General features: G+C 57.3%; 22 protein-coding genes, 1 tRNA gene and 1 pseudogene. 17 read left to right on the top strand and 7 right to left on the bottom strand.

The window, feature by feature from the left end; all coding sequences use genetic code 11:
- Positions 1-218: 218 nt before the first annotated feature.
- Together AC0V6O_RS09445 and AC0V6O_RS09440 are read right to left on the bottom strand one after the other, a co-directional pair.
- A complete protein-coding gene (locus tag AC0V6O_RS09445) occupies positions 219-722 on the bottom strand; it encodes a cell division protein ZapA (RefSeq protein WP_486143494.1) in 504 nt (167 codons plus the stop codon).
- Positions 719-967 (bottom strand): hypothetical protein, encoded by a 249-nt coding sequence (locus AC0V6O_RS09440; protein ID WP_486143492.1) that lies wholly within the window; start codon positions 965-967, stop codon positions 719-721. The genes AC0V6O_RS09445 and AC0V6O_RS09440 overlap by 4 nt, the downstream gene beginning before the upstream one ends.
- A 233-nt stretch (positions 968-1200) precedes the next feature.
- On the opposite strand from AC0V6O_RS09440, the gene tkt reads away from it, so the two are divergent.
- From tkt to thiE, 9 genes are all read left to right on the top strand, one after another.
- Positions 1201-3195: a transketolase gene (tkt, locus tag AC0V6O_RS09435; RefSeq protein ID WP_486143490.1), complete on the top strand. Its 1995-nt coding sequence runs from the start codon at positions 1201-1203 to the stop codon at positions 3193-3195.
- A gap of 15 nt (positions 3196-3210) precedes the next feature.
- Positions 3211-4221, top strand: coding sequence for a type I glyceraldehyde-3-phosphate dehydrogenase (gene gap / locus AC0V6O_RS09430; RefSeq protein WP_486143488.1), 1011 nt, complete (start codon positions 3211-3213; stop codon positions 4219-4221).
- Between the two features lie 15 nt (positions 4222-4236).
- Complete coding sequence (locus tag AC0V6O_RS09425) at positions 4237-4659, top strand: hypothetical protein (protein ID WP_472639020.1); 423 nt, start codon at positions 4237-4239, stop codon at positions 4657-4659.
- Positions 4660-4682: 23 nt separating this feature from the next.
- Positions 4683-5885, top strand: coding sequence for a phosphoglycerate kinase (locus tag AC0V6O_RS09420; RefSeq protein WP_486143485.1), 1203 nt, complete (start codon positions 4683-4685; stop codon positions 5883-5885).
- Positions 5886-5888: 3 nt separating this feature from the next.
- The gene (locus AC0V6O_RS09415) at positions 5889-6317 is read left to right on the top strand and encodes a nuclear transport factor 2 family protein (protein WP_472639018.1); all 429 of its coding nucleotides are present in this window, start codon (positions 5889-5891) and stop codon (positions 6315-6317) included.
- The gene (locus AC0V6O_RS09410) at positions 6317-7393 is read left to right on the top strand and encodes a serine hydrolase domain-containing protein (RefSeq protein ID WP_486143482.1); all 1077 of its coding nucleotides are present in this window, start codon (positions 6317-6319) and stop codon (positions 7391-7393) included. Before AC0V6O_RS09415 ends, AC0V6O_RS09410 begins: the two co-directional genes overlap by 1 nt.
- Positions 7390-7845, top strand: coding sequence for a PaaI family thioesterase (locus AC0V6O_RS09405; protein ID WP_486143480.1), 456 nt, complete (start codon positions 7390-7392; stop codon positions 7843-7845). The genes AC0V6O_RS09410 and AC0V6O_RS09405 overlap by 4 nt, the downstream gene beginning before the upstream one ends.
- Before the next feature lie 115 nt (positions 7846-7960).
- Positions 7961-8851 (top strand): fructose bisphosphate aldolase, encoded by an 891-nt coding sequence (locus AC0V6O_RS09400; protein WP_486143478.1) that lies wholly within the window; start codon positions 7961-7963, stop codon positions 8849-8851.
- Between the two features lie 65 nt (positions 8852-8916).
- Positions 8917-9582 (top strand): thiamine phosphate synthase, encoded by a 666-nt coding sequence (gene thiE / locus AC0V6O_RS09395; protein WP_486143476.1) that lies wholly within the window; start codon positions 8917-8919, stop codon positions 9580-9582.
- Positions 9583-9707: 125 nt separating this feature from the next.
- Here thiE and AC0V6O_RS09390 read toward each other — a convergent pair whose 3' ends face one another.
- Complete coding sequence (locus AC0V6O_RS09390) at positions 9708-11165, bottom strand: serine hydrolase domain-containing protein (protein WP_486143474.1); 1458 nt, start codon at positions 11163-11165, stop codon at positions 9708-9710.
- Between the two features lie 182 nt (positions 11166-11347).
- On the opposite strand from AC0V6O_RS09390, the gene AC0V6O_RS09385 reads away from it, so the two are divergent.
- Positions 11348-12076, top strand: a complete 729-nt coding sequence (locus AC0V6O_RS09385) for a LytTR family DNA-binding domain-containing protein (protein ID WP_486143472.1) — start codon at positions 11348-11350, stop codon at positions 12074-12076.
- 173 nt (positions 12077-12249) lie between these two features.
- On the opposite strand, the gene AC0V6O_RS09380 is transcribed toward AC0V6O_RS09385, so the two are convergent.
- Positions 12250-12678, bottom strand: coding sequence for an elongation factor P (locus AC0V6O_RS09380; RefSeq protein ID WP_486143470.1), 429 nt, complete (start codon positions 12676-12678; stop codon positions 12250-12252).
- Positions 12679-12852: 174 nt separating this feature from the next.
- Between AC0V6O_RS09380 and efp the strand changes: the two genes are divergently transcribed.
- From efp to AC0V6O_RS09365, 3 genes are all read left to right on the top strand, one after another.
- Positions 12853-13416 carry an elongation factor P gene (efp, locus tag AC0V6O_RS09375; protein WP_472639010.1) on the top strand — a complete coding sequence of 188 codons (564 nt, stop codon included), beginning with the start codon at positions 12853-12855 and terminating at the stop codon, positions 13414-13416.
- A gap of 6 nt (positions 13417-13422) precedes the next feature.
- Entirely contained in the window at positions 13423-14256 is an 834-nt protein-coding gene (locus tag AC0V6O_RS09370; RefSeq protein WP_486143468.1) for an inositol monophosphatase family protein, read from the top strand.
- A gap of 54 nt (positions 14257-14310) precedes the next feature.
- Positions 14311-14395: transfer RNA gene (locus tag AC0V6O_RS09365), tRNA-Leu, on the top strand.
- A gap of 228 nt (positions 14396-14623) precedes the next feature.
- Here AC0V6O_RS09365 and AC0V6O_RS09360 read toward each other — a convergent pair.
- Positions 14624-15367, bottom strand: coding sequence for a hypothetical protein (locus tag AC0V6O_RS09360; protein ID WP_486143466.1), 744 nt, complete (start codon positions 15365-15367; stop codon positions 14624-14626).
- 377 nt (positions 15368-15744) lie between these two features.
- Here AC0V6O_RS09360 and AC0V6O_RS09355 point away from each other — a divergent pair, with 377 nt between their 5' ends.
- Positions 15745-16122 carry a hypothetical protein gene (locus AC0V6O_RS09355; protein ID WP_486143464.1) on the top strand — a complete coding sequence of 126 codons (378 nt, stop codon included), beginning with the start codon at positions 15745-15747 and terminating at the stop codon, positions 16120-16122.
- Between the two features lies 1 nt (position 16123).
- Here AC0V6O_RS09355 and AC0V6O_RS09350 read toward each other — a convergent pair whose 3' ends face one another.
- Positions 16124-16978 carry a DUF3037 domain-containing protein gene (locus AC0V6O_RS09350; protein WP_486143462.1) on the bottom strand — a complete coding sequence of 285 codons (855 nt, stop codon included), beginning with the start codon at positions 16976-16978 and terminating at the stop codon, positions 16124-16126.
- Positions 16975-17700: a HipA family kinase gene (locus AC0V6O_RS09345; RefSeq protein ID WP_486143460.1), complete on the bottom strand. Its 726-nt coding sequence runs from the start codon at positions 17698-17700 to the stop codon at positions 16975-16977. Before AC0V6O_RS09345 ends, AC0V6O_RS09350 begins: the two co-directional genes overlap by 4 nt.
- A 545-nt stretch (positions 17701-18245) precedes the next feature.
- Between AC0V6O_RS09345 and rpsL the strand changes: the two genes are divergently transcribed.
- The 3 genes and pseudogenes from rpsL (at position 18246) to fusA (ending at position 21525) form a co-directional block, all read left to right on the top strand.
- Positions 18246-18617, top strand: a complete 372-nt coding sequence (gene rpsL, locus AC0V6O_RS09340; protein ID WP_115366484.1) for a 30S ribosomal protein S12 — start codon at positions 18246-18248, stop codon at positions 18615-18617.
- A gap of 214 nt (positions 18618-18831) precedes the next feature.
- A complete protein-coding gene (gene rpsG, locus AC0V6O_RS09335; protein WP_472639005.1) occupies positions 18832-19302 on the top strand; it encodes a 30S ribosomal protein S7 in 471 nt (156 codons plus the stop codon).
- 92 nt (positions 19303-19394) lie between these two features.
- Positions 19395-21525, top strand: a pseudogene (fusA, locus tag AC0V6O_RS09330) (elongation factor G).
- The last annotated feature ends 83 nt before the right edge of the window (positions 21526-21608 follow it).

The raw sequence follows: 21608 nt of genomic DNA, 5'->3' as shown, positions 1-21608 counted from the left end.
GGAGAAATCCTCTGACGCGAAAACGTCAGGTGGGCGCCGTATGCCCAAATCCCACGGCCGAACCGGTGGACTCAGGCAGGGACAGCTCCCGATGGATTGCTTATAGCCTCAGGGATATTCAATCGGCTCGCGCCGGGCAGCCCCGCCGCCTCCTAACTAGGGTGCGCAGGGCCCATCCTCAAGCGAAATGTCCGTAAAGCTGCGCGCGGGTGAGACGCTTAGGCAGCAGAGCCTTCCAGCGCCTCGGCAAAGCTTTCTGCCTTGGCGGCCAGTTCTTCCAGACGACCTGCGATCACATCTTCGCCAAACATATCGCGCTGCTCTGCGGCTTCTTTCGCCTCTTTCAGTTGTTCGGAAAGCGATTTTGCCTCCTCGCGCGCGGATTGGAGCTCTTTGCTCAGGCTTTCGAGTTCATCGTTTAGGCTCGATTGTGCCGAGCGCAGCTCTTCCAATTCCGCCGCACTCTGAGCGTTCGCGGTATCGCCGCTGCTTGGAACAGGTGCGGCTGGCGCACCGCTTTTGCCACTTGCCTCATGCACTTCATCCGCCAGCATCAGCGAGGCGAACAGGAAATTCTGCGCCTCTTGCGGGGTCTTAGCGCTGCCCATGGCGGTGAATTTGGCATCGATCATGCCACCCAGCATTTCGATGTGGGCCTCTTCGCCATCGGCGCAGGCCACCTGATAAGAGCGGCCACCGATTTGCAATGTAACGGTACTCATTCTTCCAGCTCCGCAATCACGCCGTCCAGCTCGCGTAGGGTATCGGCCACTTCCTCACGCAGTTTTTCGTGGTTGTTGACCAGTGTCATCACGCGGGCAGAGTTCGCGGCCTCATCTGCGGCCGCTGCCTCGCTGGGCGTATCGTCTGGGGCGGGATCTGGCGGATTGGCCGTACGCGCGGCATCCATGCGGCGAAGCGCATTTTCGATCCGTCCAATTGCCTCATCAATTCGTGCTTCACTCATGAGGTACGCGTTTACCAAGAAAGGTGAGACGCTGCAAAGCCTTGGTGATTGCTGTTGATAAGTGCTGGTAGCGGAGCGTGCAGGAACCGGGCCCAGTGGATTGTGCGGGGGTAGAGCTGGCCCCGCGCTTGACCTCCCTATGCGCCTCGGCAAAGGCTTTCGAAAAGCCGAATCGCTGCACAATCGCGCCGCTTCGGATGCATATTCAGCTGGCACCAGGAGCCCACCCGAGCATGACGACTGAACCCGCCCGCTTGCAGCAGATGGCGAACGCCATTCGCGCCTTATCCATGGATGCGGTTCAGGCCGCCAATTCAGGCCACCCGGGCATGCCAATGGGCATGGCGGATGTCGCCAGCGTCCTTTATTCGGGTCACGTCAAATTTGATCCAGCGCGTCCTGATTGGGCGGACCGCGACCGGTTCGTTTTGAGCGCTGGCCACGGTTCCATGATGATCTATTCGCTGCTGCATCTCACCGGATATGCCGCGCCGACCATGGATGACATCCGCAATTTCCGGCAGCTGGGTAGCCCGTGCGCCGGTCACCCGGAGAATTTCCTGCTGGAAGGCGTGGAATGCACCACCGGGCCGCTGGGCCAGGGCCTGGCGATGGCCGTTGGCATGGCGATGGCAGAGCGGCATTTGAACGCGAGCTTTGGCGATGATCTGGTGGACCACCGGACCTGGGTAATTGCGGGCGATGGCTGTCTGATGGAAGGGATCAACCACGAGGCGATCGGCCTTGCTGGGCACCTTCACTTGGGCCGATTGATCGTGCTGTGGGATGACAACAACATCACCATTGATGGTTCGGCGGATCTGTCGACCAGTGAAGACATCAAGGCCCGCTATGAGGCGACAGGCTGGCACGTGGTCAGCTGTGACGGCCATGACTTCGCTGATATTGAGCGCGCAATCTCAGAGGCGAAGGCCGATGGTCGCCCATCGCTGGTCGCGTGCAAAACTGTGATTGGTAAGGGTGCCCCGACCAAGCAAGGCACCTCGGCAACGCACGGTGCGCCGCTAGGGACGGACGAGATTGCCGGTGCCCGCGAGGCGCTGGGCTGGCCGCATGAGCCATTCACGGTTCCTGCTGAAATTCTGGCAGACTGGCGAGCGACCGCCGATATGGGCCGCGAGGCACATGGCGCATGGCAAACGCGCCTCAACGGTTCTGCGCAAAGGGAAGAGTTTGAGCGCCGCATGGCGGGCGATCTGCCGAGCACCTTCGATCTGGATGGTTATATCCAGGGTCTGATCAAAGATCCCGTCAGTGTCGCGACCCGCAAGGCAAGCGAAATGGCGCTGGCGGAAATCAATCCGATTTTGCCAGACACCATCGGCGGCAGCGCCGATCTGACCGGATCGAACAACACCAAGGCTGGCGGGATCGAAGCGTTCTCGGCTGACGATTATTCGGGCCGCTATGTCTATTACGGCATTCGCGAGTTCGGCATGGCCGCAGCGATGAACGGCATGGCGCTGCACGGCGGGGTCATCCCATACGGCGGCACGTTCCTGGTGTTCACCGATTATGCGCGCGGCGCGATCCGCCTGTCCGCTCTGCAACAGGCGCGCGTTATCTATGTGATGACGCATGACAGCATCGGGCTGGGCGAAGATGGGCCAACGCACCAACCGATCGAGCATGTCGCCTCGCTGCGCGCGATGCCGAATGTGCTGGTGATGCGCCCATGCGATGCGGTGGAAACGGCGGAATGTTGGCAAATCGCGCTGGAGCAGCGGGATCGTCCATCCATTCTGGCGCTCACCCGCCAAGGCCTGCCTCAGCAGCGCCTACAGCCTTATGAAGGCAATGGCTGCGTCAAGGGCGGATACCGGACCAAGGCCGCAGGCGCGGCGGAGCGCAAGGTTGTGATCTACGCCACTGGCTCCGAAGTCAGCCTGGCCGCTGAATGCGCCGCCGAGCTTGAAGCTCAGGGCATCGGCACGGACGTCGTCTCCATGGTCTGCACCGAACTGTTTGACGAGCAGGACGCGGCCTATCGCGACGATATTCTGGCGACGGGCGACGATGTGCTGCGCGTTTCAATTGAGGCGGGCACGACCTTTGGCTGGCAGAAATATACCGGCATTGGTGCAGGCGCGCTGAACATCGGTATCGACACATTCGGGGGCTCTGCCCCGGCGAAGGATCTGTTTGCGCATTTCGGCCTTACTGCCGAAGCGATCCTTTCAAAAATTCACAACAAATTAAACGGTTAAGCAGGAGTTCTCATCATGGCGACGAAGGTTGCAATCAACGGTTTTGGTCGCATCGGACGGCTTGTGGCGCGCGCCATTCTGGAGCGCAGCGGTCACGATCTGGAGCTGGTCTCGATCAATGATCTGGCGGACACAAAGTCAAACGCTCTGCTGTTCCAATATGACAGCACGCATGGCCGCTTTCCCGGCACGGTAGAGGTCGGCGACGGCGCGATTGTCGTCAACGGCAAGAGCATTGCCGTGACCAGCGAGCGTGATCCAGGCAATCTGCCGCACGCCGCACAGGGTATCGACATTGTCCTGGAATGCACCGGCTTCTTCCAAAGCCACGAAGCGGCTGAGCCGCATCTGACAGCGGGCGCAAAGCGCGTGCTTATCTCCGCGCCAGCGAAGAACGTCTCCGCCACCGTCGTTTACGGGGTGAACCACGATGTGCTGACGGCGGATGATGTGATCGTCTCCAACGCCAGCTGCACCACCAATTGCCTCTCACCGGTGGCGAAGGTGCTGAACGATCTGGTCGGGATTGAGCGCGGTTTCATGACCACCATCCACTCCTACACCAATGATCAACGCATGCTGGACCAGATGCACGGCGATATGCGCCGGGCTCGCGGCGGCGCCCAAAACATGATCCCAACCACCACCGGCGCTGCGCGTGCGGTTGGTCTGGTGTTGCCAGAACTCGCTGGCAAGCTCGACGGGTCTTCCGTCCGCGTGCCAACGCCAAACGTCTCACTGGTCGATCTGGTGTTCACACCGGGCCGCGACACCAGCGCGGAGGAGCTGAACGCGGCATTGAAGGCTGCATCGGAAAGCGGCCCGATGGCAGCCGTTCTCGATTACACTGATCAACCGCTGGTGAGCAGCGATTTCAACCATCACCCAGCCAGCTCGACCGTCGACAGCCTGGAGACCAGCGTGATGGAGGGCAAGCTAGCCCGCGTCGTATCGTGGTATGACAACGAATGGGGCTTCTCCAACCGGATGATCGACACCGCCGGCGTGATGGCGAAATTCCTGTAAGGAGAAGCCTGATCGATGAATATGCTGGAACTGCACCCTGAATATCTGGCTGCCTTGGCGCGGCAATTCGGATTTCTGGGTGCGTTCCTAGGCGGTGTATCGGCGACATTGTTCGTCACGCTCCTGACCTTGGCAAAACCGTCCAAGGTCGTTCGCTGGGCCATTGGTCTGGCCGCTGTAGCGGCAGCTGCCTTTATTGTGACAGCTTACATGAGCGTTGGTGTTATTGCGCAAAGTCATCCAAACGCGCCAGACATGGTCGCGGCTGGGCCTCGTACTATTGTGCAAGTGGGGATGAGCCTTAGCTTCGCCATCGGCACCTTTGCGTTGCTTGGCGCGATTGGAGTGAGCGGTTGGTCGCGGTCAAAGACGCTGGGGTATGTCACAACAGCGGTTGCGGTGCTTGCCGCATTGCCGCTTTTGGCTGATCTTGCCTGAGCAACGCTAGAGAAAGTGTTTTAATGCCCAACTTCAAAACTCTCGATGATTTGCCTGCTGACCTGACTGGCAAGGTTGCGCTGGTTCGCGTCGATCTGAACCTGCCGATGCAGGGTGGATCGGCCAGCGATCTGACGCGGGTTGAGGCGATTAAGCCGACCGTTCTGGAGCTGAGCGGGAAGAGTGCGAAGGTCCTGCTGCTCGCGCATTTCGGACGTCCGGGCGGCGCGCGCCACTCCGCGCTATCGACCAGCATGGTCGTGGGCGATGTTGAAGGTGTGCTGGGCAAGGAGCTGATGTTCATTCCAGAGGTCGCTGGCCCGGTGGTGGACCAATCAATTGGCATTCTGCGCCCAGGCGATATTGGCCTGCTCGACAATGTTCGCTTTTGGCCTGGCGAAGAGGCGAATGATCCGAATTTCGCGCAAAGCATCGCGGCGCATGGCGATTTTTACGTCAATGACGCGTTTAGCGCCGCGCATCGCGCTCATGCGACCACGGAAGGTCTCGCGCATCTTCTCCCCGCCTATGCTGGCCGCGCGATGGAGCGCGAACTCACCGCGCTCGACAGCGCGCTGGGCAATCCGGAAACTCCGGTTGCGGCCGTGGTTGGCGGGGCGAAAGTCTCCACTAAGCTCGACGTTCTGCAAAACCTCGTCGGCAAGGTTCAGCATCTCATCATCGGCGGCGGGATGGCCAATACCTTCCTTGCTGCGCGCGGCGTAGATGTCGGCAAAAGTCTGGCAGAACATGACCTTATCGAAACTGCCTCGAAAATCATGGATGAGGCCGATCATTCCGGCTGCACGGTGCATCTACCCTATGACGTCGTGGTGGCCAAAGAGTTTGCCGCCAATCCGGCGAGCCTTCGAACCTGCAATGTGCACGAGGTCGCTGGTGACGAAATGATACTCGATATCGGTCCACTCGCGACGGAGGCTTTGGCCGATGTGCTCAAGACTTGTCGCACTCTGGTATGGAACGGCCCACTCGGCGCGTTTGAGACCGAACCGTTCGACACCGCGACCATGGCGCTGGCTCGCCATGCTGCGGCGCTAACGCAGGAAGGTTCGCTGATCTCGGTCGCGGGCGGGGGTGACACCGTCGCTGCCTTGGCGCAAGCAGGTGTGACGGGCGATGTGACCTATATTTCAACCGCTGGTGGCGCTTTCCTGGAATGGATGGAAGGCAAGGTGCTGCCCGGTGTTGCAGCATTGAGAGCTTAGACTATGGCCGATATTTCCGCCACGATTGAGACGCTGGAGCACCGCTTTATGCGGGCCTGGATGCGACGCGACAACCGCGAGCTGCGCAAGCTTGTGCGGCGCGACTTCATGATGATTATCGGCGCGGACCGATCGCAATTGCTTGACCGGCCTAGCTTTCTGGAGGCCGCAGAGGGTCGATTTGGTTGTTCTGCCTATCGCTTCCGCGAAGTCATCATCAACAAGCATGGCAAATGTGCATGGTTCGCCGCCGGAGTCGATCTGGAAATGCGGATCGGCGCGCGCGATTGGTCTGGCCAGTTCTGGCTCACGGATCTGTGGCGCAAGGGCGCAGTGGGCAGTGGCTGGAAACTGGCGGAGCGCAGCCTTTCGCGCACGGACCCGGAAGAATCTCTGGCCGCTGCGATCCAGAACCTGCAGCTATGGAATTGATGCGCGCACTCTTTGCGTTCGCGGCGTTGCTGCTGGCTGCGCCGGTTGCCGCAGAGGAACCGGATTACGAGGCGTTCGGCGCGTTCCTTGAAGAGTTTCGCAAGAAAAGCGGCACCCCGGCGATGAGCGCCGTGATTGTCAAAGATCACAAGATCGCTTGGGAAGGGTATTTCGGCACCTATGATGATGAGGGTGATTTGCCGACCCGCGCCGAAACCACCTACAAAATTGCCTCTGTTACAAAGCCAATCGTCGCGACTGCGCTGATTTCAGAGCAGGCAATGGGGCGTCTTTCACTGAATACACCAATGGCGAAAGATGCTGCCTGGACGGAATTGTGTGAATACTTCGTCACCACTGCGATCCCTTTCATGTCGGGCGGGACAGATCGGCACGGCAACCCAATTGCGGCGATGCAATGCGACAAGCCGACGACATTGTCCGACATGCTCAATATGCGCGCCAATGGCGATGCGTTTGTCTACAACCCAATCGCCTTTGCACGAATAGATCGCGCAATTACCGGGGCGGGCGGGCGGCCTTTGAGAGACATCGTGCGCGAACGGGTGATCGATTACTCTTTGGGCCTCGATTACGATGTGGCTCTTGGATGGCGAGATCCACATGGTGGCTCGGCGCTAAGATTTTTGGCCGAGCCATTCCACGTGATTGATGGGCGGGCGGTGAAGCAACCCCTGCCTGACGATGATTTCCGCGCCGCAGCCGGCATTATCGCAAGCCCGCGGGCGATCGCTAATTTTGACATTTTCTATGATGAGGGGCGGATTTTGCTGCCGGCTGATGCTCGGGCAAAGCTGATCAACATGCCGATACCTGAGCTCGGCGATTACCAGCAAGGCTGGTTCTTAGAAGACTGGAACGGCAAGCGATTGATGTGGCATTCTGGCTGGAATGAGAAGCAATACTCGGCGCTCTACCTCAAAGTTCCAGAGAGCCGCCTCTCGCTCATCGTCTTTGCGAACACAGAGGCGATTTGGTGGGGCAATTCAGTGGTGAAAGCCGAAGTTATTGAAAGCCCGATTGCCCGGCGCTTCCTAGAGAGTTTTGTCGAATGACTGAAACCGAATATGGTTATGGCGGCGCGGTCCGCTGTGAACAGGGCGAATTTGAAGGCTGGTACCATTGGAACCACGATGCGTTTGAGACGCAGTCCGGCCCGTTCTATATGCTGCGTCAGGACGATGGTAGCTATCTCAGCGCGTTTCGTGCGGAGGATCGCCATATGAACGGCGCGGGCTTTATGCATGGCGGATGCCTGCTGACCTTTGCCGATTTTGCGCTGTTCGGGATCGCCACGGATGAACTGAACGGCGGGAGCGCGGTAACGCTCAATCTGGCGGGCGATTTTCTGGGCGCGGTGCCCAATGGCTCGCTGGTTGAGGCGCGCGGCGAGGTGACGCGCGGCGGGGGCAAGACGATCTTTATTCGCGGCATGGTGACCGCTGATGGCAATCCCGCGCTCAGCTTCACCGGGATTATCAGACGCTTGGGCAAGAAGCCGGCGTAAAGCAGCAATGGCCGGTTGCGGGCGGTCAAAGGGCTGGCTAAAGCGCGCTCAAACAGATCGCGCATAGGTATGCATTGGCATATTTAAGGGCATCCAAAGTGAATGGGGACTTCCGATGAATTTCGATGAAATGACGGCCAAGATCGCTGGCGGCCAGGGCTTTATCGCGGCGCTGGATCAGTCGGGTGGTTCTACGCCAAAGGCTCTGCGCGGCTACGGCATTTCTGACGAAGCATGGTCAGGCGATGATGAAATGTTCGCCCGTATTCACGACATGCGCAGCCGGGTCATCACCTCGCCCAGCTTTGCCAATGGCAAAATCATCGGCGCAATCCTGTTTGAACGGACGATGGACAGCGAGGTTGAGGGCGCCTCAACCGCCGATGCCTTGAAAGAGCGCGGCATTGTACCGTTTATCAAGGTGGACCAGGGCCTCGCCGATGAAGCGGACGGCGTGCAGATGATGAAGCCGCTCGACAAGCTTCCCGCGCTGCTCGAAAAATCGGTTGGCCACGGCATGTTCGGCACTAAGATGCGCTCTGTAATTAAGTCCGCGAACGCTGTGGGCATCGCCAAGGTGGTGGAGCAGCAATTCGCGGTTGGCAATCAAATCGCCGACGCAGGCCTCGTGCCCATGCTGGAGCCGGAATTTGACATCACCGCCGCTGACCGAGCGGAGGGCGAGCAAATTTTGCTGTCTGAGATCATGAAGGGCCTAGATAGCTTGCCGACGGGCCGCAAAGTCATGCTAAAACTGTCCATTCCGGTCGAGGGCGGTCTCTACGCCCCGGCCATTGCGCATCCCAATGTGCTGCGCGTGGTTGCGCTATCGGGCGGTTTCTCCACCGATGAGGCGTGCGAGAAGCTCGCCCATAACCCTGGCATGATCGCGAGCTTTAGCCGCGGCCTGCTGCAGGATTTGCGTGCGGCCCAAAGCGATGCGGAGTTTGACGACACGCTCGGCAAGGCGATCGACAAGATCCACACCGCCAGCGTCGCGGGCTGATCCGACCCCTGCTATTGTGACGCGGGGGATTGGCGCGGGCGCCGCAGCGGACTAAGGCGCGCTGCATGGCCAATGATAACCTCGATACGCAGCTATATCTTATCTCCCCTCTCGAAGTGGGGGGCGATTTTCCTCAGCGGCTCGAACGCGTGCTGGCGGCGGGCAAGGGGCTGGTCACTGCCTTTCAATTTCGTGTGAAAGGGCTGGATAGCCATGAGGCAGCGGTGCTTGCGGAGCCTTTGCAGGTGATCTGCGCCGAGCATGACGTCGCCTTTATCGTCAATGACAGCGTGTCACTGGCAAAACGTCTGAAGGCCGACGGCGTGCATTTGGGGCAGGGCGACGGGGACCCTAAGGAAGCGCGCGAAGAGCTGGGCCCAGAACTAGGACGCACGGCTCAGATCGGCGTCACCTGCCACGCCTCTCGCCACCTGGCGATGGAAGCGGGCGAGGCCGGCGCGGATTATGTCGCCTTTGGCGCGTTCTTCCCCTCGACCACCAAGGATAAGGGCGATGCCGAGCGCCCCGAGCCAGAACTGATCGCGTTCTGGGCCGGTCTGTTTGAAATCCCCTGCGTCGCCATTGGCGGCATCACGCCGGATAATTGCACGCCATTGGTGGAGACGGGGGCAGACTTCCTCGCCGTATCAGGCGCGGTCTGGAACGGCGATGAAGTGGCCGCGATTGAGGCCTTTGCGAAGGCGCTGCGGGGTTCTAGCGCGAAGGCTTAGTCGGTTTGTTTCAACTAGCTTGCGACTACTCAACACAGTCTGCACTTTCATCTCAGCGCTTTCCCAAAAGCGGACCTTCTTCTTTCGACTCAATTACTGATGTCGGAAGCCGGTCGTTCAGGGATTCATTCTAAACCATACCGTCTTACCAACAGAATGCTCCGCACGACTGCCCAGACAACGGCAACGAAAATTTGAAGGGCCATTAATAGACCCAGATCGGGGAAAAATAGGCTGGCTGCGGAGAAATCGACACCGAATGATCGGGGAACGTAAAACCACAATGTAAAGGCATAACCAATCAAACAAAGCGATGGTAACAGGATAGAGGCCCACTTCACTAACGAAGGCCTATTCGCAGGCTCTGATTTGGCTCTGCGCAATTTGCGGAGTGAAAAGGCACAGGCTGCAGCCAGCAGAACTAGAATGAGTGCGGATCCCCACAATAGATATACAAAAATCTGCGAGGTGGAAATGTCTGTACCAGGTAATCCGAGTGCATAGCGAACGGTTCCATAGTGTAAGTTCCCATCGAGCGTGCCCGACATATTCATCAGAAAAAGCCCGCCTTTGCGTGTCTCGAGATTGTACATCAGAATGGAACGAAAGCCCGGGTTTGCCCCGTCGTGGAATATGATCTTTTGTCCGTTTACAGTGTCATGTTCCCACCCAAACTCGTACGCACGTTCGTGACCCTTTGCCCAAGATTCGGTTAGAGAAACTGGAACAATCCGTGGGTCGTTTTCAGAGACCGCAATAAGATATCTGGCCAGATCTTCCGCGCTTGTTGTGACCCCGCCTGCTGCCATCATCATTCGGCTTGCGATGAAGTGCTCCTCGAAAGGTATGCCAAACCATTGGATATGTCCTTTGGCTTCGGAAGCGGTTGGTTTGCCCGCTATTTGAACATAGCTGTTCTTCATATCTAGGACGGAGAATATTCGCTCTTCCAACACTTGTTCGAATGGCGACTTTTCGATCGCTTCGATCAAATGCGCCAAGATTGCATAGTTTGCGTTGGAATATTGGTAGTTTCCCCTGGAGCGTTCCTCCAATTGTGCAGATTCAAGCTGCTGCACAGCGTGCCGGGTTGCATCGGCGCCGCGATATTGGGACCTTTGATAACGATTGCCATCAAGCATCGAGAGACCGCTGCGATGATTCATCAGGTTTCGGATCGTGATTGGATCGGATAAATTGGGATCAGCCGTGCTGAAATCGGGAATATGCCGGATCACCGGGTCATCGATTGAGAGTTTTCCTTCACCCTCAAGTTGCAAGACGACCAATGACGTAAAAGACTTCGTGACTGATGCGATCTGGAACGGTGTTTGTGGTGTGATACGCTCGCCTGATCCATCTGTTTGGCCGAAGCCGCGCAAATGCGTAGTCACTCCATTTTCAACTAACGCAACCGCGCCGCCGGGAGCATTGAGCCGTTCCATTCCCATTTGAATGAACGCATCAACTTCTTCCGCACTAGGCGAAGCCAACCTTGTCACTTGTCCCGAGGCTTGGATCGGAGAGAATGAGAGCAGCAAAATTGCTATGACGGCCTTCATCCATTGTATTTGATAGATCATCCAAACTATTCCCGGGTTATCTTGTGATATCCGCAAAGCTGCGCAGGAACACCTGAGGATAATGAGCTGAGAGTTCCAACACCCATGCGCCAATCGCGTGGAATCTTTCGCCAAATGCAGATACAGTCCATTCGCGAAGCGCGAATTGTGGGGATCAGATGCGGCTGAGATGGAAATTGGGGTTGGTCGGTTTGCTCACCGCCGCCGCGCTAGCAATTTTATTCACTCTACTGGCCGTTTACGATTCTGATCGCATGCCGTTTGGCCAACGTTTCGTATTTTGGTTTTCGACCATTGGTGCGGGTTTGGCAGCGGCAGCCCTTGTGGCACCGTTGATTTTTGGCCGCGTATTGCGAACGCGCGCGATTTCCGTCCAACTCATCGTTTTGGCGGCCTTAGCCAGCACTCCGGTACCATTCATTCTCTTAGGCTTTGATACTGGCTATCAGAGCAACTGGCCGATTTCCAACTGGATTCAGCAGTACCTTATGTCTTTCATTGTCGCAGCAATTATAGTGTTTGCTGGATACGCTGTATTGAAGAGCAGCGGCGCGTTGAGAGGTGCCGAACCTTCCAGTGAAGACGGGAAGGCCGCATCGATTCAAAAATTTCTGAAACGGTTACCACCACGATTCCAGGATGCAGAACTCTATGCCATATCGTCGGAGGATCATTATCTTCGCGTCCATACAGATATCGGCAATGAACTTATATTGATGCGTTTGTCCGATGCTGTGAACGAACTCATTGCTGTCGATGGAATACAAACTCATCGCTCATGGTGGGTTGCGAACCGCGGTGTTGCTGAAATCGTCAGAAATAACGGCAAACAGGCCGTACTGCTCCGATCTGGCCTTTCTGCACCCATTGCGCGCACGCGTACAAAATTGGTTCGTGAGGCACTTCTTTGATGACCCAATACCTTTTGCGTAATTGGGGGAATTGCATCTTGTTGTTCCCTAAATGCGCTTGAGGTCCGCTATCACCCTCACAACTGGACACTGGCATCCCAAATCGTTCTGACACAAACCAAACTATGGGAAGAACACGCTGCCACTATCCAATTTGCTGCCAGAGCCGCAAACTAATCCTGGCTAAAGCGCTGTGCGCCTGTGCGGGTACAAAGAACCTTTGTTAAATCGCCATTTGCATCCAGTTTTTGAAGTTGGTTCGTGCCGATCCGGCGATAGCGTTCGCCCTTTTTTACGCCTCGGGTGAAGGTCAGCAGGCGGCCTTTCAGCAGGTAAACTCCGCCGCCTTGCTCGCTGCTATAACTGGAGGCCGCGCCGAGCCGAAAGCCAGCATCTTCGATTACATCATAGGCCGCGCCTGTTGCATCGCCGGGCAGGGCGCATTGATAATTGCCCTGCGGCATGGTCGACAGCATGCCGCCGTCACCGCTGGCCTGGCCCACGGCTGCGCTAGGGTTTTGACCCAAACCTTGGCCACTTGCATGCGGGGTAACTACCGCGATTGCCGCTGCAAAAGCTGTTAATCCTATGACATAGCGCATTTTCATTTGGCCCCGTTATCATGCGGCATATGGGCGCACCACCGCGTTTACCATGTGATTGCTAATCATGCTCAGCTTTACCTCGCCTGAAGCCTCGGCTATGCGCGCAGCCGCAAGGTTGCCCAATCATCGGGCGCCTACCCATTTTTTCCGACAAGAAGGCACAATAGCCCCATGAAGATCAGCGGCGTCGATATCCGTCCGGGCAATATCCTGGAATATGAAAACGGCATCTGGAAAGTTGCCAAGATCCAGCACACTCAGCCTGGCAAGGGCGGGGCCTATATGCAGGTGGAAATGAAGAACCTGCAGGACGGGCGCAAAACCAACGTTCGCTTCCGCAGTGCGGACAGTGTTGAAAAGGTGCGGCTCGACACCAAGGAATTTCAGTTCCTCTACGAGGATGGCGACATGCTGGTCTTTATGGATCAGCAAAATTACGAGCAGATCATGCTGCCAAGCGACTTGCTGGGCGATGCGCGCCCATTCTTGCAGGATGGGATGCAGGTCCAGCTGGAACTGTGGGAAGAAAAGCCGATCTCGGTTCAGTTGCCAAACCAGATTGAGGCCGAGATTGTTGAGGCCGATGCGGTGGTGAAGGGGCAAACCGCCTCCTCTAGCTATAAGCCCGCCGTGCTCGATAATGGCGTGCGCATCATGGTGCCGCCGCATATCGGCGCTGGCACTCGCATCATCGTGGATGTTTACGAACAGACCTATGTCGGGAAAGCGGGCTAACTTCTCATGTCGATGTTTTCAGGCCTGATCCGCGTGATGGAGCGCGCCGCGCGCAAAGCGGGCGGGCGTTTGCGCCGTGATTTTGGCGAGGTGGAGCACCTTCAGGTCAGCCGCAAGGGCCCGGCGGACTTTGTCAGCAAGGCCGATATGCGCGCTGAGCGTACGCTTTATGACGAGCTGTTAAAGGCACGGCCCGGATGGGGCTTTGTGCTGGAAGAGGCGGGCATTATCGAAGGCGATCCCGATATGCCGCGTTGGATCATCGATCCTCTGGATGGGACCAGCAATTTCCTCCACGGCATTCCGCATTTCGCGATTTCGATTGCGGTGCAGGAACCGCGCCTTGGCGGCCCGGATGCGAAGGGCAATGCCTGGGGCGATGTGACGGCGGCGGTGATCTATCACCCGATTGAGGATCACACCTATTGGGCGGAGAAGACCCGCGGGGCGTGGCTGCAGGATGCGCGCCTGCGCGTCTCGGGACGCTCGCAGATGAGCGATGCCTTGATCGCGACGGGCATTCCGTTCGCGGGCCACGGCGATTTTGCCGAATGGAGCCGGATTTTCGGCGCCATCGGCCCAGAGGTCGCGGGCATCCGCCGCTTTGGCGCTGCGTCGCTCGACATGGCTTACGTAGCGCAGGGGCGCTTTGACGGCTTCTGGGAAAGCGGGCTGAACGATTGGGACACGGCGGCAGGATGCTTGCTGATCCGCGAAGCAGGCGGCTTCGTAAGCGATTTTCGCGGTCGCTCGGGTCCGATCCATTCCCAGCAAGTGCTGGCCGCGAACAATGGCCTGCATTCGAAGCTGCACAAGCTGCTGGCGAATTCACTGAAGTAAGCCTCTTGATGTGAGAGCGGGGCGCGGCTAACAGGCGCGCTTCACGATAGGCGTGCCCCTGTGGTGGAATTGGTAGACGCGCTCGACTCAAAATCGAGTTCCTAACGGAGTGCCCGTTCGAGTCGGGCCAGGGGCACCAAATTTTTGCAGAAAATTTGGTTTGTTTGTGTTCCGCAGCACATCCGTGCTGCGATATCCTCGGGCCTGACGGCCCTGCGGGCGGCCACAAGGGCCTTGCGGTCGCTGGCGCGACCGTGCTCCGCCACCAAGCCAATTACAAAGAACCAAGCATCATAGTGCCAGACCACTGGCCGGGAATGGTCCGGTCCGCGACCAGCGGACCGCAAGGGCGCATGCCCGCCCGAGCTTATGCGAGGATAGCCAAGTGAGCGGATGCGAACGCCGGCGCTTGAGCGCCAAACAAATAACTCATGCCACTAGCTCTCGTTCCCGATCCCATTCTCCAATTCCCATTCCTTCTTCCACCTCTCGCGCAGGTCGGTGAAGAATTGCAGGTTCGCTGCGCGGTTCTCCTCGCTGTGGCGCTCTTCGTATCGCTCCTGCTCCCACTCCTCCCGCAATTGGGCGCGCAGCTCAGCCTTGAGCGCCTCGTAGGCCGGATGGCCGGGGCGTAGCTCCCCGATCCATAGCGGTGCGGTAAACGGCCCCGCAGGAAGAACATCACCAGCGCCTCGTTATGGCGTGTCTCGGTGCCCAGCACCCTGCCGGAGGAGACGACCATACGCTCCTCGCCGGTGATAGCGCGGGTGAGGGCGGTCGCCTCCAACCGAGAGACCCCGCGGTCAATCGCCGCATCCCACGCCGCGCGGAAACTTTCCGCGCCGGGCCGCGCGCGCAATTTGTAGATCGCCTCCATCGATTTGCCGATGTGCCGCGCAGCGGCTGTGACAATGCCGGTCGCCGCAAGATGAGCGATGAATTCGCGTTGCAAGTCCGCAGTGATGGAATTGCGGCGAGGGCGGCTGTGCGGGACTGGGGTGAAGTCCAGCAAGGGGTCGTCCGGGGCAGGCGGAGCGGCTTCGAAAGCAACAGCAGAGGTGCCCTGGCGGGGGATGGCGCGTTTGTTGGTGAGTTTGGGAGGGTTAGTCATAGCCCAACGGGATTATGCACATTCCAGCAAGGTAGGAAAACGCTACGTGGCCGGGAATGGCTCGGTCCGCGACCAGCGGACCGCAAGGCCGACCGGCCGCCGCGGCTTATGCCGCGAAAGCCAAGGCGGACGGATGTCCGCCGCCCGGCGTTTGAGGGACCAAACAAATAACTCAGGCGTCGGGGCGCGAGATTGGTGGGTGGCACCAAGAGGCTGGGCGCAATCTCGATGGGTTGATCCAAGAGGGGAAGAGTTTTTGTTTTCCGCACGCCATCCGGCGCGCGATATCCTCGCTCACGCGCCTTTCAGGCGCATCGCTGCGGGCGGCCACAAGGGCCTTGCGGTCGCTAGCGCGACCGTGCTCCGCCACCAAGCCAGTGACAAAGCACCAAGCGTCAAAGGGCCAGGCCGCTAGCTGGGAATGGCTCGGTCCGCGACCAGCGGACCGCAAGGCCGACCGGCCGCCCGAGCTTATGCGAGGAGAGCCAAGGCGGACGGATGTCCGCCGCCCGGCGCTTGAGGGCGTAAAACAAATAACTCAGGCGTCGAGGCGCGAGATTGGTCGGAGGCGCCAAGGGGCTGGGCGCAATCTCGATGGGGTGATCCAAGAGGGACGGAGTTTTTGTGTTCCGCAGCACATCCGTGCTGCGATCTCCTCGCTCACACGGCCTAAAGGCCGCGTCGCTGCGGGCGGCCACAAGGGCCTTGCGGTCGCTGGCGCGACCGTGCTCCACGACCAAGGTAGCGTCCTTTAGTTCAGTGCATTAATGGCCTCTGACGAGGAGGGAAGCGGTCAATGAAATCGATGAGGTCCTTCGGTACCTTTTCCAAGTTGTGCGGCACCAAGGATATCTGAAATGGCAGTGAGTTTAACTCATCTAATGCCAACCGGAATGCGTCTTCGAATTGCTCGTCATTTTGGATTTGGGGCCCCTCAATCGCCAAGAAGACAGATCCTTCCTCCAAATTACGATTGTCGAGGTGATAGGAAAGGCGTTTCCTCCAATGAGCCCCGTAATCAAGCACGTGCAGCGGAGATTTATGTTTGAACGCAAGAGGTTTGATTGCCGCAGTTTTGAGACCGCGATGACCAAGTGGAAAGCGGAGAGGGACAATATCATCGTCTATTGTCAATGACTTGAAGTGCCGAACCCCTAGATCTCTAATTCCACGCCTGATGTTCTTAGTGAGTGCTGCTTCAGGGTCTTCAATCTTTTCAAATTCACGGCGGACAAATCGGTCGAACAGATCATCAGCGATCTGATCGAGGCCCGCGTCACTTTTGATTACTCTAGGAGCGCTGAAGAGGATGCTTGACTCGCGCGTGCCGAGCAAATCTGAAAATTGCTCAATGGCGGACCGATTGAAAGTCTCTGGGACGAATTCGATCATCCGAGGTAACTCGACACGCAAACCTTCGATGGCGTGAGAATATGCGTTGTGCGCTTGAGGGTCAAAAAAGTGACCGATACGGGCGAAGCGTTTCCTTGCTAACCGAAACCTAGCTGCATCGCTCGCTACGTCAAAAACGACGATGCCAATATTGGCAAACTCGCCCGTTTCAGCGTATGGGCGGAAGCGGATAATGGAATAGCGATAAATGCCGCTCATATCATTTCGTCCCAAAAATCCTGTTTCTCTGAACGACGCAGTGCATCCAAGATTCGTTCCTCAATATCTGGTTCGGCTTCTTGCCATTCGATTGGTAAAGAAGCGATAATATCAGGCACCGCTAAGATAGCTGCTGCGAATTCTGCTTCGAGTTCCTGCTTAAACACCAAGTTCTCATGCTCGTCCAGCCATGCTTTCCGGCAGGCATGGACTTTGATTTCGTCTGGAGTGTAGCTGTCCGAGAACGCTAGGTTATGATCTATCACCAAGAGATCGCCGCATTTCAAATCGATCAGTAAGTTTGGGTTGCCTCCGAGTTCTGTAAGTGAACGGTCCCCATTTTGAATCCAATGGTCGAAAGCGTATATCTTCGCGAGCAAATGCTGGTCTAAATGGACTAAGCTAGATGTCGTAATTGGAATTGTAGGTTCATGCCAGAAGGATGCAAAGGCGCGGCCCTCTCCAATTGCGCTTGCAAATTCGGGGTCGCTAACAGCTTTCACTAACTCTTGATCAACAAATGAAATTGCAAAAGCAGGAATCGGGAGGTCGAGCGTTTGACCCAATTTTGCGCATACGGCCTCGCTGACAAGACCTTTGATCAAGGCACCTTTGCCTTTCACAGCATAAAGTAAATCATCTTCTAGGCGACATCTGAATGGTGTGGTCATCCCAGAGTCAATTTTGTCTAAGACTTCAACAACGTTGTATTGATCAAACAAGGATATTCGTCCCCTTTAATTTAGCCGTGGTAATAGAGGAATGCCGCTACTTGGCAAACCTCAGGCTGAGATCACAACCCTTGACCCCCGCGCCACCCCCGCTAAAGGCGCGCTCATCCGAGGCGTGCTGCGTGCACACCCCCGGCTAAATAGAGCTGAACATTGCCGGTTAAGTCCCGGAGGCCTCGCTCGCTTGAGCTAGGCCTTTTCTATTTGCTCTTCTGTCGTTTGTTATCCTGAAACGAGTTCAGGATGACGGAATGATGGAAGGGTTGGGGCGGCCGTCAAAGTAACCCGGTGCTTTGTTACCGGGTGGAGTGTTTCAGTTTGTTTCTGCGCACCGCGTGGGCGGCCCGTCATACTTCGACAGGCTCAGCACGAACGGGCCGCTTGAACGAACTTCACTTCACCTGACCAGCCAAGCGCCTGCCTCAGCGGCAGGGACCGAGCCCCTTCATGCGGAAGTGGCAGCCGGTTTCGCGCCTGCGAAGGGGCATCCTGATCCGGTAATCCCGCCGGATCAGAATAAAAGGTGAAGGTATTCAATGCCTACGATTAACCAGCTGGTCCGCAAGGGCCGCGTTCCGCAGAAGGCCAAGTCCAAGGTCCCTGCGATGGAAGCAAACCCGCAGAAGCGCGGCGTTTGCACACGCGTTTATACAACGACGCCAAAGAAGCCGAACTCCGCTCTGCGTAAGGTTGCCAAGGTGCGCCTGACGAACCAGCGCGAAGTCATCTCCTACATTCCGGGCGAAGGCCACAACCTCCAGGAACACAGCGTTGTGCTGATCCGTGGCGGCCGTGTGCGCGATCTTCCCGGTGTGCGTTACCACGTCCTGCGCGGCGTGCTCGACACACAAGGGGTCAAGGACCGCAAGCAGAGCCGTTCGAAGTACGGCGCGAAGCGGCCTAAATGATTGGTGCGCCTGTCCGCGGGCTGAGGGCTTGCGGGTAGGTTTTGAGTTTTCTTGGGTGCGGTCAACATATCCATGTTGACCTCGGTGCCAGCCCATCTCGCATTTTATCTCTTGGCCCAAACCACCTGATGTCCGAATTTTCGGGTGGTTGGCCAAAGGGAAATAACGCGGAGACGGGCCGGAACCGCCCCAAACTCCAGAGGAGTTTTTAAATATGTCACGTCGTCGTAGGCCCGAAAAGCGGGTTATCTTGCCGGATCCCAAGTTTGGTGATCAGGTTCTGTCGAAGTTCATGAACAACCTGATGCTGGACGGTAAGAAGTCCACCGCAGAAGGTATTGTTTATTCAGCGCTTGATACGGTTGAGGCGAAGGCCAAGACCGATCCGCTTCAGGTTTTCCATGATGCGATCAACAACATCAAGCCGCAGGTCGAAGTGCGCAGCCGCCGTGTTGGTGGTGCGACGTACCAGGTTCCTGTCGAAGTGCGCCCAGAGCGCGCTCAGGCATTGGCGCTGCGTTGGATGATCTCGGCTGCTCGCGGTCGTCCGGAAACCACCATGAGCGCGCGCCTTTCCGGCGAGCTGATGGATGCGGCCAACAACCGCGGCAATGCGGTGAAGAAGCGTGAAGATACGCACCGGATGGCTGATGCCAACCGCGCGTTCTCGCACTACCGCTGGTAACATGGGTGGCGGTAGGACTTACCGCTGTCATAAACGTCACTATATGGGGGTGACATTGGTTCACCCCCACAAACCTATCCGAGGAATTTGATATGGCCCGCGAGTATCCGCTGGAGCGCTATCGCAATATCGGCATCATGGCTCACATCGATGCTGGTAAGACGACTACGACCGAACGCATCCTGTATTACACCGGAAAGTCCTACAAGATTGGCGAAGTGCATGATGGCGCTGCGACCATGGACTGGATGGAGCAAGAACAAGAGCGCGGCATCACGATTACGTCCGCTGCGACGACCTGTTTCTGGAACCCGGAAGATCCGACGATGGATCCCAAGAGCGATCCGAAAGAGCTGCGTAAGACGCCTGAGCACCGGATCAACATCATTGATACGCCTGGCCACGTTGACTTCACGATTGAAGTTGAACGTTCGCTGCGCGTGCTTGATGGCGCGGTTGCATGCTTTGACGGTGTTGCTGGGGTGGAGCCTCAGTCGGAAACCGTTTGGCGCCAGGCCGACAAGTACAAAGTTCCCCGGATGTGCTTCATTAATAAGTTGGACCGCACCGGCGCCGACTTTAAGTACTGCGTGAACTCGATCATTGAGCGTCTCGGTGCGACACCGGCTGTGCTGTATCTGCCAATCGGTATTGAAGCCGATTTGACGGGTTTGGTCGACCTGGTGAACCAGCGTTCGATCACTTGGAAGAATGAAGATCTCGGTGCGGAATACGTCTATGATGATATTCCCGCGGACATGGCCGACGAAGCGGCTGAATACCGTGAGAAGCTGATCGAGCTTGCCGTTGAGCAAGACGATGACGTGATGGAAGCGTACCTTGAAGGCACCGAGCCTGATGCGGTTACGCTGAAGAAGCTGATCCGTAAGGGGACGCTCAACCAGAGCTTCGTTCCTGTGCTTTGCGGCTCCGCGTTTAAGAACAAGGGCGTTCAGCCTCTGCTCGACGCTGTCGTCGACTACATGCCGAGCCCGCTCGACGTGGAAGCGATTAAGGGTGTTAAGCCTGATAGTGACGAAGAAGATTCTGCGCGCATCCGACGATGCCGTGCCGTTCGCGGCGCTGGCATTTAAGGTCATGAACGATCCATTCGTTGGCTCGCTCACCTTTACCCGCATCTATTCCGGTGAACTTGCGAAGGGCACCGTCTTGAACTCTGTGAAGGGCAAGAAGGAAAAGATCGGCCGTATCCTCGAAATGCACTCCAATGATCGTAAGGACATCGAAGAAGCATTCGCGGGCGATATTGTCGCATTGGCCGGCATGAAGGCGACCACCACTGGTGATACGCTTTGCGATCCAGCCCACCCGATCATTCTTGAGCGGATGGAATTCCCGGATCCGGTTATCGAATTGTCTGTGGAGCCGAAGACCAAGGCTGACCAAGAGAAGATGGGTGTTGCGCTCAATCGCTTGGCTGCCGAGGATCCTAGCTTCCGCGTTACGACTGACCACGAAAGCGGTCAGACGATCATCAAGGGCATGGGCGAGCTTCACCTCGACATTCTCGTTGATCGTATGAAGCGTGAGTTCAAGGTCGAAGCGAATGTTGGTGCGCCGCAGGTGGCTTATCGTGAATCGCTGGGCCGCGAAATCGCTGTTGATTACACCCATAAGAAGCAATCGGGTGGCACCGGGCAGTTTGCCCGTGCCAAGGCGACCTTCACTCCGGGTGAGCGCGGTCAAGGCATCGTGTTCGAGGACAGCATCAAGGGCGGTAATATTCCTAAGGAATACATCCCGTCGCTTGAGAAGGGCATCCGTGAGCAAGCCGACAGTGGTTATCTCATTGGCTTCCCGATCATCGATTTCACCATCCATCTCACAGATGGTGCGTTCCACGATGTCGACTCGTCCACCGTGGCGTTTGAAATCTGCGGCAAGGGCGCAATGCGCGAAGCAGCAGAGCGTGGTGGCATCAAACTACTTGAGCCAGTTATGAAGGTTGAAGTGGTGACTCCGGAAGATTATCTGGGTGACGTCATCGGTGATCTCAACAGCCGCCGCGGTCAGATCCAAGGCACAGATAGCCGGGGCAATGCCCAAGCTGTCGAAGCAATGGTTCCGCTCGCAAACATGTTCGGTTACGTGAACGAGCTTCGCTCATTCAGCCAGGGCCGCGCGCAATACTCCATGCAGTTCAGTCACTATGACGAAGTGCCGGCAAGTGTTGCACAGGAAGTCAAAGAGAAGCTTGCTTAAGCTGATCGCAGGGTCTAGGGGCTGCGCCTGATTCAGCGGGCGCGCCTTTTCCCCGTAGGAATTCATTTTAGATAGAAGGTTAA

The sequence above is a fragment of the Erythrobacter sp. JB2-19 genome (genome assembly GCF_057365005.1).
Note: the sequence above shows the minus strand (reverse complement) of the source record. Positions and strands in the feature narration are given on the sequence as shown.

Excerpts from the sequence above, each read along its gene's own strand:
- AC0V6O_RS09350 (WP_486143462.1), bottom strand. The coding sequence starts at position 16,978 with ATGAGCGGCATTTATCGCTATTCCATTATCCGCTTCCGCCCATACGCT.
- AC0V6O_RS09380 (WP_486143470.1), bottom strand. The coding sequence starts at position 12,678 with ATGCGCTATGTCATAGGATTAACAGCTTTTGCAGCGGCAATCGCGGTA.
- rpsL (WP_115366484.1), top strand. The coding sequence starts at position 18,246 with ATGCCTACGATTAACCAGCTGGTCCGCAAGGGCCGCGTTCCGCAGAAG.
- AC0V6O_RS09410 (WP_486143482.1), top strand. The coding sequence starts at position 6,317 with ATGCGCGCACTCTTTGCGTTCGCGGCGTTGCTGCTGGCTGCGCCGGTT.
- AC0V6O_RS09425 (WP_472639020.1), top strand. The coding sequence starts at position 4,237 with ATGAATATGCTGGAACTGCACCCTGAATATCTGGCTGCCTTGGCGCGG.
- AC0V6O_RS09440 (WP_486143492.1), bottom strand. The coding sequence starts at position 967 with ATGAGTGAAGCACGAATTGATGAGGCAATTGGACGGATCGAAAATGCG.
- AC0V6O_RS09415 (WP_472639018.1), top strand. The coding sequence starts at position 5,889 with ATGGCCGATATTTCCGCCACGATTGAGACGCTGGAGCACCGCTTTATG.
- AC0V6O_RS09445 (WP_486143494.1), bottom strand. The coding sequence starts at position 722 with ATGAGTACCGTTACATTGCAAATCGGTGGCCGCTCTTATCAGGTGGCC.
- tkt (WP_486143490.1), top strand. The coding sequence starts at position 1,201 with ATGACGACTGAACCCGCCCGCTTGCAGCAGATGGCGAACGCCATTCGC.
- AC0V6O_RS09405 (WP_486143480.1), top strand. The coding sequence starts at position 7,390 with ATGACTGAAACCGAATATGGTTATGGCGGCGCGGTCCGCTGTGAACAG.
- gap (WP_486143488.1), top strand. The coding sequence starts at position 3,211 with ATGGCGACGAAGGTTGCAATCAACGGTTTTGGTCGCATCGGACGGCTT.
- rpsG (WP_472639005.1), top strand. The coding sequence starts at position 18,832 with ATGTCACGTCGTCGTAGGCCCGAAAAGCGGGTTATCTTGCCGGATCCC.
- efp (WP_472639010.1), top strand. The coding sequence starts at position 12,853 with ATGAAGATCAGCGGCGTCGATATCCGTCCGGGCAATATCCTGGAATAT.
- AC0V6O_RS09420 (WP_486143485.1), top strand. The coding sequence starts at position 4,683 with ATGCCCAACTTCAAAACTCTCGATGATTTGCCTGCTGACCTGACTGGC.
- AC0V6O_RS09370 (WP_486143468.1), top strand. The coding sequence starts at position 13,423 with ATGTCGATGTTTTCAGGCCTGATCCGCGTGATGGAGCGCGCCGCGCGC.
- thiE (WP_486143476.1), top strand. The coding sequence starts at position 8,917 with ATGGCCAATGATAACCTCGATACGCAGCTATATCTTATCTCCCCTCTC.
- AC0V6O_RS09360 (WP_486143466.1), bottom strand. The coding sequence starts at position 15,367 with ATGACTAACCCTCCCAAACTCACCAACAAACGCGCCATCCCCCGCCAG.
- AC0V6O_RS09400 (WP_486143478.1), top strand. The coding sequence starts at position 7,961 with ATGAATTTCGATGAAATGACGGCCAAGATCGCTGGCGGCCAGGGCTTT.
- AC0V6O_RS09390 (WP_486143474.1), bottom strand. The coding sequence starts at position 11,165 with ATGATCTATCAAATACAATGGATGAAGGCCGTCATAGCAATTTTGCTG.